This is a genomic window from Alistipes megaguti, from assembly GCF_944320325.1.
Classification (GTDB): domain Bacteria; phylum Bacteroidota; class Bacteroidia; order Bacteroidales; family Rikenellaceae; genus Alistipes; species Alistipes megaguti.
Genome location: NZ_CALUHA010000049.1, coordinates 1 through 12,750, shown reverse-complemented (window position 1 = coordinate 12,750; position 12,750 = coordinate 1). Strand labels below are relative to the sequence as shown.

The window sequence follows — 12,750 nt, the reverse complement described above, 5'->3', positions numbered from 1 at the left end:
GTTCAAAGCGTTGCGCACCAGTTCGTCGTCGGCCGCATGGGGCATCGTCACCTGCAGATCGGGCGTACGCTCCATCTGACGGCGGATGGTGGCCTGTGCCCCCTCGTTACGAGCCCAGCTGCGGCGGGCGATGCCGTTATTGACATCCCAGAAGAGCATCTCGCGGATTCTCCGCTCAGCCTCCGGCGAACCGTCGATCACCATGCCGAAGCCGCCGTTGATCACTTCGCCCCAGCCCACGCCGCCGCCGTTGTGGATCGAGACCCACGTGGCACCGCGGAACGAATCGCCGATGACGTTCTGCACGGCCATGTCGGCCGTCCGGTTCGAACCGTCGTAGATGTTGGCCGTCTCGCGGTAGGGCGAATCGGTGCCCGAAACGTCGTGGTGGTCGCGTCCCAGCACCACGGGAGCCGACAGACGCCCGTCGGCAATGGCACGGTTGAAGGCCAGCGCGATCTTCGTGCGACCCTCACAGTCGGCATAGAGGATGCGGGCCTGCGAACCGACGACCAGATGGTTGCGCCCGGCCTCACGGATCCAGTGGATGTTGTCCTCCAGCTGACCGCGGATGTCGTCCGGGGCCGACATGCGAATGTCCTCGAGCACCTCGGCCGCCAGCAGGTCCGTCTGGGCGAGATCCTCCTCGCGACCCGACGTGCAGACCCAGCGGAAGGGGCCGAAACCGTAGTCGAAGAACATCGGGCCCATGATATCCTCAACGTAGGAGGGATAGCGGAACCGCCCCTCTCGGCCCATGACGGCGGCACCGGCCCTCGACGCCTCCAGCAGGAAGGCATTGCCATAGTCGAAGAAGTACATGCCGCGGGCGGCCAGTTTGTTGATGGCGTCGACCTGACGGCGCAGCGACTCCTGCACGCACTCGCGGAAGCGCACCGGCTCCTCGGCCATCATCTTGTTCGAGGCCTCGTAGCTCAGCCCGACGGGATAGTAGCCGCCGGCCCAGGGGTTGTGCAGCGACGTCTGGTCCGAGCCCAGATCGACCCGGATATCCTCGACAGCCAGCCGCTCCCACAGGTCGACCACGTTGCCCACGTAGGCCAGCGAAACGACCTCCCTCTGCTTGACAGCCTGGCGGATGCGCGGGATCAGTTCATCCAGATCGTCATGCAGTTCATCGACCCATCCCTGTTCGTAACGCTTCCGGGCGGCCTTGGGATTGATCTCGGCGATGACGGAGACCACCTGCGAGATATTGCCTGCCTTGGACTGGGCGCCCGACATGCCGCCCAGACCCGACGAGACGAACAGCATGCCGCGGGCATCGGTCTGCCCCGGTGCGAAGCGTTTGCGGGCGGCGTTCATCACCGTGATGGTCGTGCCGTGGACGATGCCCTGCGGGCCGATGTACATGTACGACCCGGCGGTCATCTGCCCGTACTGCGAGACGCCCATGGCATTCATGCGCTCCCAGTCGTCGGGTTTCGAGTAGTTGGGGATCACCATGCCGTTGGTCACCACCACGCGCGGAGCGTCGGGATGCGAGGGGAACAGCCCCAGCGGATGGCCCGAATACATGACCAGCGTCTGGTGGTCGGTCATCTCCGAGAGGTACTTCATCGTCAGCCGGTACTGGGCCCAGTTCTGGAACACGGCGCCGTTTCCGCCGTAGGTGATCAGCTCGTGGGGATGCTGCGCCACGCGCGGATCGAGGTTATTCTGGATCATCAGCATGATGGCCGCAGCCTGACGACAGCGAGCCGGATACTGGTCGATCGGACGGGCATACATCTCATAGTCGGGACGCAGCCGGTACATGTAGATGCGGCCGTACCTGCGCAGCTCCCCGGCGAACTCCCGGGCCAACAGCGCATGGTGTTTGGCCGGGAAGTAGCGCAGGGCATTCTTCAGCGCCAACACCTTCTCCTCCTCCGTGAGGATATCCTTGCGCCTGGGCGCATGGTTGACCTGCCTATCATACGGTTTTGCGGCGGGCAGCCGGTCCGGAATCCCCGCGCGGATGTCGTTTTGAAACTCTTCCAGTGTCATATTGAGATTCGTTTTTATGGTTATCGTTGATTTTCGGATTGACCGGGATCCGAGACCCAAACCTCGGACGGAACTTTGCGGCCACGCGGCTGGCGAGACATTTCGTCCAAACGGCAGACGGACCTTACGGCCAGACTGTCGGCGGCATACCGTCAGCAGGGTGTATCGCCCGAACCGCCTTCTGAATGTTGCCGCCAGAGCGTCACCCGCGAGTTGCCGCCCGAACCGTCTTCTGAATGTTGCCGCCAGAGCGTCACCCGCGAGTTGCCGCCCGAACCGCCGCCGGTCTGCCTGCTCCCGGCGTCTAACCGATCTTCTGCTCGACCAGCTCCAGCACCTCGGCTTCGAGTTCCGAGGCGCGGGCCGCCAGTTCGTCAGCCTCACCGACCAGCGCCTCGGCCTTCGTGCGATCCTTCAGCCCGGCGGCGTTGATCCGCACGTTGAGCCGCGCCCCGTAGACCGCGCTGCGGGCCGCCAGCGCTCCGACACCTGCATCCGAGACCGAATTGGGGTTGCCCTCCGCGGCCATGGCCCGCACGATCGGAAAGACCTCCATGGCCGTCCGCATCGTGCGCAACGGCACCTCCGTGGCATAGAGCGTCGCCTCCTGCAGCGCCGCGCTGCGGGCCGCCCGCTCCTCGTCGGTCGACTTGGGCATGGCGAAGACCGCCATGATGCGGTTGAAGGCGGCCGTATCCTCGTCCACCAGGTGCAGGAGCTCCTGCATCAGCGTCTGCCCCCGCTCGGCCCAGTCGGAGAACTCCTCCCAACGGTCGTCCCAACCGGGCTTGTGGGCCGAGAGGTTGGCCACCATCGTGCCGAGCGCCGCCCCCAGCGCCCCCATATAAGCCGCAATCGAGCCGCCGCCCGGAGCCGGCGATTCGCTGGCCGTCTCCTCGGCAAACCCCTTGCAGGTCAGATCGACCAGCCGTTTCTTCCGATCCTCGGCCTCCAGCAGGTATTCGATCACCTTCTCCTCGGGTTTGAAAGGTTTCAGATCGTCGAGCCCCATCGACTTGACGGCCAACCGCACGATCTCCTCCTCGGCAATGCCCACCGAACGGTGCTGCTTGCGCAGGAAGTATTTGCCGGCCTCGACAAGAGCCCGCTTCGGAACCAGCCCGACGATCTCCGTGCCGGTGACGCGCACCCCCCGGGCATCGGCCTTGCGGCACACCTCGTCGAAGGCGACGTGGAGCGGCGTGACCGAGATGTCGGTGATATTCATCGAAACCTGGGCGATGCCGTACTCCTCGATGAACCAGCCGATGGCCTTCGTGGCCTTCAGCGTACCGGGACGCATGACGGGATTGCCCGCCGCATCCTTCACCACCTTGCCCGTAATGGGATTCCCCTCACGCACGGGACGCCCCTTCTCGCGCACGTCGAAGGCGATGGCGTTGGCCCGCCGTGTGGAGGTGGTATTGAGGTTGAAGTTGACGGCAATGAGGAAGTCGCGCGCCCCGACGGTCGTGGCACCCGTGCGGGCCACCTCTTCGTCGTAGGGACGCGCCCCGAAATCGGGCGCCGTCTCCTCGCGGGAGAGCTTCTCGGGCAGCGCCTCGTACTCGCCGGCGCGGCAGACGGCCAGATTCTTCCGTTCGGGGCGCAGCGCCGCCGCCTCGTAGCAGTAGGTCGGGATGCGGAGCTCGTCGGCAATGCGCCGGGCCAGCTGCCGCGACAGTTCGGCACACTCCTCGAGCGTGATGCCGGCGATCGGGATCAGCGGCAGGACATCCGTCGCCCCCATGCGCGGGTGGGCCCCCTTGTGGTGGCGCATGTCGATGCGCTCGGCGGCGCGCTTCACCCCGGCGAAGGCCGCCTCGACCACCGCTTCGGGGCTTCCGACAAAGGTTACAACCGTACGGTTCGTAGCCTCGCCCGGATCCACGTCGAGGACCTTGACGTCGGCGGCCATCTCGATGGCCTCGACGATTTGCCGGATCACCTCCTTGTCGCGTCCCTCGCTGAAGTTGGGAACGCACTCCACGATACGTTTCTGCATAAATCTTGAGCGTTTAAGGTTCTTTTGCTTCAAATATACGAAATCTTCGGGATTTTTACGACAAACCGGAAACAAAACACACCGTTTTGCTGAAAAACAGAAAGGGCCGCCCGAGAAGTTCGGGCGGCCCGCAGTCAGCAGCCGGGAACAGTCGTCCGCCGCTCTCCGGTCATCGCAACCGACTCGCGCGGTGGACGCTGCGAGGAATTACCTGCCGAAGGTCAACACCACACCGGCCGTGCACCAGAGGCCCGGAAGCGGCAGACCTCCCAGATCACAATAACGCGTATCGGTCAGATTCGTCGCGTCGACATAGAGGCGGCACCACCCCTTCTCCCACGAAAGACGTCCGTCCAACAGGAAATAGGGCTTGTAGTCGCGAGTTTCGGTGATCGACGAATTGCCAACGACGGGATAGGCCTTGTAGCTGCCGTTGCGGTCGTAGACCGAGCCGGTCAGCGCCAGCGACATCCGCCGCAGGAAGTGCACTTCGACAGCCAGGGCCGCCTTGTGGCGCATGAAATCCATGGCGCTCTTGGCAATGACGTCCGCATTGCGGTCGTTCGTGAGATAGCCGTACGAGAGGGTCACCCGCCGCAGAAAGCCCTCCGCAACGGCATAGCCGCCCGAAATCTCGGCACCGAAGGTATGGAGTCGGCTCGACTGTTCAGAGTGCCACTTGCCGCGCCACGCCTCGGGGCTCTCGGGCGAATCGGCATACCACACCCAGTCGATGATATCACGCCCGCGGCGGTAGTAGGTCTGCGCCGAAACGCTCCAGCAACGCTTCGCATAATTGACTCCGAGGCGATAGTTTACGGCGTGTTCCGGTGTCAGATCGAGGTTGTTGATCTGGGCCGGCGAGCTGTAATAGAGGTCCGTGAAGGTCGGCAGGCGCATCGACTGCCACGCCCCGGCCTCGAGACGAAGCCCCTCCGCGGGATTGTAACCCGCCGAGAGGCTCCACAACGCCGAACACCCGTAGGGAGTCAGGCTCAGCCCCACCGATGCCGCCGCATCGAACCGCCGCCACGCGCGGGCGTGCCGCAGCCAGACGTTGCCCGTATGACGGGCCTTGGCGCGGGTATAGTCTCCGCGGGGGACCGACAGCCGTTCGCCCAGATTGGTGCTGTAGATGTGGTTGAAGGCCCAGTTGCCGCCCAGTGTGGTCGTACCGGCCGCCCAGGCGTAATCGGCCCACAGTTTGGCTCCGGCATTGTCCGTATTGTGACGGTTGAGCGCCGTACCGCGCGTCCAGTCGTAGCGGTCGAAATTCTTGCGATAGCTCACCGCAGCCCCCAACGCAGCGGGACCCACGCTCTTTGTCCAGCGCAGCGAGGCCAGGGCCGTCGAGGTGTGTTCCCACTGGTTGGGATTGTAGGCGGCATAGAAGCCGTTTGAGCCGAAATCGCGATCCTGCCATCCGGCCTGCAGGTCGAAGAAACCCGCCCGGCGGCCATCGTACGTCGCCCGCATGAAGGCGTTCCAGTTCGAAAAATCGGTATTGGGTCGGTAGCCGTCACTGCGCCGGTACGATGCCGCACCGAAAACGGAATACCGCTCTCCGGTCACCGCCCCCGAAAGGTTGCCGTAACCGTAGCCGTACTGGCCTCCCGAGCCCTCGAAACGCACGTAGGTCGGACGCAGCGGTGCCGTACGGATGTTGACCGCCCCGGCATAAGCCCCCACGCCGGGAACGCCGTCAATGAGTTCGATGCCCGAAATGCAATCGAGATCGACCGGCAGCGAGTGGGACTGGTGTCCGGTGCGGGCATCCGTAAAATCGATGCCGTTCAAAAGAATCATGGTTTGGTCGAACGAGCCTCCCCGTACGGAGATATCGGCCTGCGCTCCTCTTCCGCCGCGTTCGCGAAGATCGACCGACGGCGCAAGGCGCAAGGCGGACTCCAACGTCTGGAGAGGCGCCGCGGCCTGAGCCTTTCGATCGAAAAGCGGAGTGTGCGACTGGGCATTGCGCGTGGGAGCCGTCTGGCTCCCCGTCACCCCGACCTCGCGGATCTGCAACGTCCTCAGGACGGCAGTCGTGTCGGCGGTCTGCGCCGATGCGCCTTGCGTCGCAAGCAGCAGGATCGACATCCCGACAGCGAGCACCCCGATCGACACGCTCCGATGCATGCTCGCAAAGGCCGACCAGCCCTTGCGATCCCATCGGCGCCAGCGTGCCCCCGCGGGGGATAACTGTACCTGGATGTGTTCCATAAATGGTTAAAAAGTTTGGGTGAATACTGTATTTGCGGCAGTGAGGCGGCTCCGGCTGCTCCGCACCGTCTCCGCTGCCGGCGACAAAGGTAATCATTCACCGCAAATAAAAAAGCGGCATATAAGCCGCTTTTTCATTTTTTCGTCCGGAGCCGTTCCAACGTCCCGGCCGTCGTATCTCCGAAAACCCTGCATCAGAGGCCTTCACCCGTTGCGGGTTCGCGGAACAGCGCCTCGACCTTCGAGACGACATCGTCGACACTCGGTTCGAGCGGGAAGACGTGGCTCGGCTGCAGATACCACAGGTCGTTGTGCTCCTTGAAGTGCTCCTCGCCGCCGCCCGTGATATTGAGCATGATCGTCGCCTGCGGATCGATCCGACCGGCCTTCACGGCGTTGATGAGCGAAGCCAGGGCCACACCGGCCGCCGAGTAGATGTCGATCCCCTCCAGCTCCTTGAAGAGCTTGCGGGCCTTGCGGGCCATGGGGTTCGTCACGGCGAAGACATCGCCGCCGGTGGCCTTCAGCGCATCGTACAGACCGCCGGCCAGACTGTAGGGCGGCTTGCGGTTCGAGAGCACCTTGGCGTCGATGATCTCCGCATCGCGGCGCGCCTTGTCATCCGCGTAGGGCAGCATCTTGCGCGACGAGGCCTGCCAGGCGTCGTACATCGGCACGAACGGTGCGTTCTGCGACACCATCAGCCGCATGAGGTTCTTGCCGAAACGGCCGTCCTCAATCAGGCGCAGGTTGGCCTCCCAGGCGGCAATGGCACCCGTGCCGCTGCCCACGGCCTGGAAGTAGTAGTCCGGAATGCGACCGATGGTCGTCACGGCCGACAGCACCGTGCAGGCCATGCCGTCGCGGCGCGCGATGTTCTTCGCACCACCCTCGGCATAGAATCCGTCGCCCTTCAGCGCAATGTCGCTCAGGTGGATGGCATCGAAGTAGTCGCCGCCGGCCGCGCACGAAATCAGCTTCACGCAGGGATTCAGCGGTTTCTCGAACCACAGCGCACTGATGTTGTCATAGGGAACCGACAGCAGCAGCTTGATGTTGTTGTCCGAGCAGACCTTGGCGAAGGCCCGGGCCGTATTGCCGGCCGACGCAACGACCAGCACCCGCTTCTCGTCCGCGGCCGCACGTCCGCACACCGAGTAGGCTTCGGTCTCCTTGAACGAGCAGGTGGTCATCGTGGCGCCGATGGCCGGATAGTAGCCGTTGAAGGTGATCCAGAGATTTTCGAGCCCCAGGTGTTTGGCCAGCCCCTTGCTGCGGTAGGTCACCGGGGCCGACGATCCCTGCAGCATCCGCCGCACGGGCATCCAGTCGGCAAAACGGTACAGCCCCCATTCGGCGGGTTTCACCTCGAGCTGTTTCTTGGCATACCGTGCGCGGATGAGCGACGGCTCCTTGCACTGCGGGTCGGAGAGCATCCAGCCCGTATCCTCGAACTCGCGGCCCGTAGCCACGCATTCGAGCGTATAAGAGGTAGGTACAAATTTTTCCATCTATCTTGTTTTTCCGTTTGTTTCTCTCTTGAAAGGTCAGGACATCCGGCTCTTGAAATCCTCGTAGCCGAACTGGCGGATGACCTCCACGCGGCCGTCGCGCCGTACGATGACGATCGACGGGTGCTCCACGCCGTTGAACATCGTCGTCTTGACCATCGTATAGTGGATCATGTCCTCGAAAACGATCCGCTCGCCCACCTTCAGTTCGTGGTCGAAGGCCCAGTCGCCGTAGTAGTCGCCGGCCAGGCAGCTCGTGCCGCCCATCCGCCAGCGGGGTTCCCCCTCGGCAGGATCGTGCGCCCCGACGATGGCCGGCTTGTAGGGCATTTCGAGACAGTCGGGCATGTGGCAGGCAAACGACACGTCGAGCATCGCCGTGCGTACGCCGCCGTTCACGACGATATCCTCGACGGTCGAGACCAGATAGCCCGTACGCCACGTAAAAGCGCTGCCCGGTTCGAGAATCAGCCGCAGATGGGGATGGCGTACGTGGAACTCCTTCAAAAGGGCGATCAGCGCGTCACAGTCGTAGTCGGCGTGCGTCATCAGATGGCCGCCGCCCATGTTGAGCCATTTGACCCGGTCGAGGTACGGTCCGAAATGGCGTTCGACGGCCTCCAGCGCCAGCCGCAGGTGTTCGGGACGCGATTCGCACAGAACGTGGAAATGAAGGCCCTCGATCCCTTCGGGAAGTCCGCCGTGCGCAGCCAGCTGTTCGGTCGTAACGCCCAGACGCGAACCCGCCACGCAGGGGTTGTAGAGATCCGTCTCGACGGGCGAATACTCGGGATTGATGCGCAGTCCGCACGAAAGACCGTTGATCAGCGCCCGCTGTCCGAAACGTTCATACTGCGTAAGGGAGTTGAAGGTAATATGGCTGCTGCAGCGCAGGATCTCGTCGATGTTGTGATCCGTATAGGTGGGGGCATAGGTGTGGGCCGGACTGCCGAATTCCTCCAGTACAAGCCGCGCCTCGGCGGCCGAACTGGCCGTCGCTCCATCGGAGTGAGCCGCCAACTCGGGGAAAATGCTCCACATGGCGCAGGCCTTCAGTGCGACGATGATCTCGGCACCCGATTCGCGGCGCACGCGGTCGATCACCTCCAGATTATGATCCAGCAGCGTCTCGTCAAGGACGTAACATGGTGAAGGCAGTTTCAGAAAGTCAATCATCGAGCGGTTTTCAAATGGATTTCAACCAACGTCTCCGTTTCGGCCCCGACACGATCACCCGGCTCGGATGGTCAACGGAAACGTTCAAAACAGATGCAAAAATAGGAAAATCATTGCGAAAACCCTACTTCCGTGTATCGGTTTTTGGAGAAATAGGTATTTATACGTATCGGCGCCGGGCAAGCTTCCGCTCGGGAAGCCGGCAGTCGGCTCCGGGTGCTGGACTCCGAGGGGTAACTCCGGTCATCGGACTCCGCCGCATCGCCCCGACTGCAGGGCCCGTCCGAGAACCGGTCGGGGCCCGGGCACTCCTACTCCGTCTCGGTGAAGGTCTGGCCCTGCAACGCATCGTCCGAATAGACGTGCAGGCTGTGGCCCGTCTCGCTCAGACAGGTGATACGATGCAGGTGGTTGTCGAACCGTCCCGGCTCGCCGACGGCAAAGAGACACTCCCGGCGGTCGATGATCTGCTCCCCGATGCGGCGGGCGGTTCCGTGGCCGGCCGGTTCGAAAATCTCGACCCGGAACACACCGTCGGCAAAGTGGTAGCCGGCAAAGGCCGGATGACCGTGGATGGTCGTCGCATTGCCACGTTTCCAGCTCATGACAAGCGCTTCCCAATGCGTGCGGGGAGAGCGGCCCAGGTAGGTGCGCACGTAATTGCGGTCGGAATAGCGGTCGAACGACTCCAGCGAATGGCTCTCGAGCCACGGCATCACGTAGTCCCGGATCCGTTCGCCCGTCGTGGGGCTCAACGGAGCGTCGGTGGCAATGGCCAGCAGTCGGTCGAAAAACGATTGGTAGTCGGTACGCGTGTCACACGCTTCGTGGTAGCGCGTTGCGAGTGTAGCAGTCTCTTCGGGTCGCATGTTCGGGTATGGTTTTATCGCTTTTGCCGACAAAAATAGCGGAATTTCCCCGTCCGGCGGTCAGTAGAAATACCTAATTTGGCGACGGTCCCGTACCTGGGGCCTCCCATTTCGGACCGCAGGGCAAAAACAGAGACGGACAGGAGTGTTTCCCGTCCGTCGATCCCGGGTTCCGAAGTTCCGGAACCCCATGTTTGCCGCCGCTGCGACCGTCAGACCTCAATATCGACATCGAACAGTTCGTGCCAGGGAAGCCCCTGCTCGCCCAGTTCGGCCAGGAACGGATCCGGATCGAACTCCTCGACATTGAAGACACCGGCTCCGCGCCACAGACCCTTGGCCCACATCGAGGCACCAAGAGCCGCCGGGACACCCGTCGTGAACGATACGGCCTGCGTACCGGTCTCCTTGTAGGCCTCTTCGTGATCGCAGTTGTTGTAAATATAGTAGGTGTGTTCCTTGCCGTCCTTCACACCGCGGATGCGGCAGCCAATCGACGTCTTTCCGTGGTAGTTGGCGCCCAGCGACTTGGGATCCGGAAGCACCGCCTTCAGGAACTGAATCGGGACAATCTCGACCCCGTTGTAGAGGATCGGGTCGATACGTGCCATGCCGATATCCTGGATCACGCGCAGGTGCGTGAGGTACTCCTTGCCGAAGGTCATCCAGAAACGGGCCCGCTTGATCGTCGGATAGTTCTTCACCAGCGACTCGAGCTCCTCATGGTAGATGACATACGATTCACGCTCGCCGATCTCGGGATAGTGCAGCGGGCGGTGGATCTCGTGGGGCTCGGTCACCACCCACTGGCCGTTCTCATAGTAACGGCCCTTCTGGGTCACCTCGCGGATATTGATCTCGGGGTTGAAGTTCGTGGCGAAGGCCATGCCGTGGTTGCCGGCATTGCAGTCGACGATGTCGAGGTAGTGAATCTCGTCGAAATGATGTTTGGCGGCGTAGGCCGTGAAGATGGCCGTGACACCCGGGTCGAAACCGCAACCCAGGATGGCCGTCAGACCGGCAGCCTTGAAACGGTCCTGATAGGCCCACTGCCAGGAGTATTCGAAATGCGCCTCGTCCTTGGGCTCGTAATTGGCCGTATCGAGGTAGTTGCAGCCGCACTCCAGACAGGCATCCATAATGGTCAGGTCCTGATACGGGAGTGCCACGTTGACCACGATGTCGGGTTTGAAGGCCCGGAAGAGCTCGCACAACTGCGGTACGTTGTCGGCATCCACCTCAGCGGTTTTCACGCGGTTGCCTCCGATGGCCGCGGCAATGGCATCGCATTTGGATTTGGTTCGGCTGGCCAGCATCACATCCGTGAAGACCGGATTGGCAGCGATTTTCTGGGTCACCACCGTTCCGACGCCTCCGGCTCCGATAATCAGCGCTTTACACATATTTCACAAGGTTTAGAAGTAAATTTGCTTTTTCCGAGTACAAAATTATCTTTTTCTTCGAGCAAAACAAAATCGGCGCGGGAAATTTCACTCTGCCGGTCGGAACAGAACAACTTTCGAGACACAAGTCCGAACCCGCATACCGACGGGAGGAAGATTTTGCAAAAAAAACGTCCGGAGTATTGGATATTCAAAATAAATCCGTACATTTGCACCACCAAAACGGGAACACACCCTTTTGGCACGGGAGAATCCGTAGCTCAGTAGGTAGAGCACAACACTTTTAATGTTGGGGTCCTGGGTTCGAGCCCCAGCGGGTTCACAACTAATCCGGACAAATCCGGACAAAAATTAGCCAAATCTCACAATATCAGGGTATTGTGAGATTTTTTTATTGCATCGGTCCGCCAAATTCGGACACAAAACAGCCATATTTTGACAGAGTTTTGTGACCAATTCGTGACCGATTTTTATTTTCCAATTTTAGGTCACAAAAAGTCGCAAATTGGCAGTTTTCTGTCGCAATTTGTCTGTGTTTTATACTCCTCATTTTTAACTATTTACAATAACTTTACAACCTAAAGAATGAGGTTATGAAAAACACGTTCAAGGTACTCTTCTATGTGAAGAGAAACGCGGTCAAAAAGACCGGAAAAGCGCCAATTATTGCACGCATTACCGTCGATCAGGCCATCAGCCAGTTCAACACCCAACTGGAAATAGACCGGCGCTATGAGCTGACCAGGCGCCGGATCGAAGAGTTTATCAAATACAAGTATTCCGTGTCGGACATGCCGCTGAAGGATATCAACGTCCTGTTCGTCGAGAATTTCCTGCTCTTCAACGAAAATGTCCACGGCTGCAACCACAACACGGCCATGAAATTCGTTCAGCGGCTCCGAACCGTGGTTAATTTCGCCAAGAATGATATGCTCTTCGTTGATCCCTTCGGAAACTTCAAGGTCAAGTTCGAGCGCACCGACCGCGAATACCTGACCATGGAGGAGATTATGGCCATCTATCCCCTCCCGGCGGCTTGAACAGGTCCGCAACCTGTTTATCTTCAGCTGCTTCACGGCACTCTCCTATATCGACGTCTGCGAGCTGCAGCCCGATGACATCAGCACCGGCTTCGACGGCAACCTCTGGATCATCCGCAAACGGCACAAGACCAACGTAACGGCATCGATCCGTCTGCTGGATATTCCGATTGCCATCCTGAAAAAGTACAAGGGATTTACTGGCCCAAAAACTTGACCAGGCAGGTATCCGGAAACGTCGCAGAGCAATCCTCCCACAATGCTCTATACCGTAAAATCGAAGTCAATTACAATCAGGTTGAAAAGATGCTGTACATCCATTTCTCACAGAAAAAAGCTCTCGCGATGCTCTATAAACTGGAGAATGAAACACGCAATTTGATTGCTGTCAGTGAGAAGATTTTTGCCACAGTTCAAAAATTAAGACAAAATGATAGCCAACATAACTACCGGAAAGAGTGCGTATGGCATTCTGAATTACAATCAGTTGAAAGTCAACAAGGGAAAGGCTTCCGT

General features: G+C 60.6%; 9 protein-coding genes and 1 tRNA gene. 3 read left to right on the top strand and 7 right to left on the bottom strand.

Annotated features, from left to right (window positions below):
• The 7 genes from PUQ42_RS09840 to PUQ42_RS09810 form a co-directional block, all read right to left on the bottom strand.
• The coding region (locus tag PUQ42_RS09840; RefSeq protein WP_273373318.1) for a urocanate hydratase at window positions 1–2,010 on the bottom strand (2,010 nt) is incomplete at its 3' end.
• Between the two features lie 304 nt (window positions 2,011–2,314).
• Window positions 2,315–4,015 carry a glutamate formimidoyltransferase gene (gene ftcD / locus PUQ42_RS09835; protein WP_273373317.1) on the bottom strand — a complete coding sequence of 567 codons (1,701 nt, stop codon included), beginning with the start codon at window positions 4,013–4,015 and terminating at the stop codon, window positions 2,315–2,317.
• Window positions 4,016–4,222: 207 nt separating this feature from the next.
• Window positions 4,223–6,235, bottom strand: a complete 2,013-nt coding sequence (locus tag PUQ42_RS09830) for a TonB-dependent receptor plug domain-containing protein (RefSeq protein ID WP_273373316.1) — start codon at window positions 6,233–6,235, stop codon at window positions 4,223–4,225.
• Between the two features lie 194 nt (window positions 6,236–6,429).
• The gene (locus tag PUQ42_RS09825) at window positions 6,430–7,746 is read right to left on the bottom strand and encodes a cysteate synthase (protein ID WP_273373315.1); all 1,317 of its coding nucleotides are present in this window, start codon (window positions 7,744–7,746) and stop codon (window positions 6,430–6,432) included.
• Between the two features lie 36 nt (window positions 7,747–7,782).
• Window positions 7,783–8,922, bottom strand: a complete 1,140-nt coding sequence (nspC, locus tag PUQ42_RS09820; RefSeq protein ID WP_122120979.1) for a carboxynorspermidine decarboxylase — start codon at window positions 8,920–8,922, stop codon at window positions 7,783–7,785.
• Between the two features lie 311 nt (window positions 8,923–9,233).
• Window positions 9,234–9,791: a cupin domain-containing protein gene (locus PUQ42_RS09815; RefSeq protein WP_273373314.1), complete on the bottom strand. Its 558-nt coding sequence runs from the start codon at window positions 9,789–9,791 to the stop codon at window positions 9,234–9,236.
• Between the two features lie 212 nt (window positions 9,792–10,003).
• Window positions 10,004–11,194 (bottom strand): saccharopine dehydrogenase family protein, encoded by a 1,191-nt coding sequence (locus tag PUQ42_RS09810; RefSeq protein ID WP_087311028.1) that lies wholly within the window; start codon window positions 11,192–11,194, stop codon window positions 10,004–10,006.
• A gap of 249 nt (window positions 11,195–11,443) precedes the next feature.
• On the opposite strand from PUQ42_RS09810, the gene PUQ42_RS09805 reads away from it, so the two are divergent.
• The 3 genes from PUQ42_RS09805 to PUQ42_RS10365 all read left to right on the top strand — a co-directional run.
• Window positions 11,444–11,516, top strand: a tRNA-Lys gene (locus tag PUQ42_RS09805).
• A gap of 271 nt (window positions 11,517–11,787) precedes the next feature.
• The gene (locus PUQ42_RS09800; RefSeq protein WP_273373313.1) at window positions 11,788–12,234 is read left to right on the top strand and encodes a phage integrase SAM-like domain-containing protein; all 447 of its coding nucleotides are present in this window, start codon (window positions 11,788–11,790) and stop codon (window positions 12,232–12,234) included.
• 306 nt (window positions 12,235–12,540) lie between these two features.
• Window positions 12,541–12,750: plasmid mobilization protein (locus PUQ42_RS10365; RefSeq protein ID WP_475652131.1), on the top strand; the 210-nt coding region annotated here is incomplete at its 3' end.

What these genes read in the sequence shown, in the direction of transcription:
- ftcD (WP_273373317.1), bottom strand. Translation starts at nt 4,015, where the DNA reads ATGCAGAAACGTATCGTGGAGTGCGTTCCCAACTTCAGCGAGGGACGC.
- PUQ42_RS09810 (WP_087311028.1), bottom strand. Translation starts at nt 11,194, where the DNA reads ATGTGTAAAGCGCTGATTATCGGAGCCGGAGGCGTCGGAACGGTGGTG.
- PUQ42_RS09830 (WP_273373316.1), bottom strand. Translation starts at nt 6,235, where the DNA reads ATGGAACACATCCAGGTACAGTTATCCCCCGCGGGGGCACGCTGGCGC.
- PUQ42_RS09815 (WP_273373314.1), bottom strand. Translation starts at nt 9,791, where the DNA reads ATGCGACCCGAAGAGACTGCTACACTCGCAACGCGCTACCACGAAGCG.
- PUQ42_RS09800 (WP_273373313.1), top strand. Translation starts at nt 11,788, where the DNA reads ATGAAAAACACGTTCAAGGTACTCTTCTATGTGAAGAGAAACGCGGTC.
- nspC (WP_122120979.1), bottom strand. Translation starts at nt 8,922, where the DNA reads ATGATTGACTTTCTGAAACTGCCTTCACCATGTTACGTCCTTGACGAG.
- PUQ42_RS09825 (WP_273373315.1), bottom strand. Translation starts at nt 7,746, where the DNA reads ATGGAAAAATTTGTACCTACCTCTTATACGCTCGAATGCGTGGCTACG.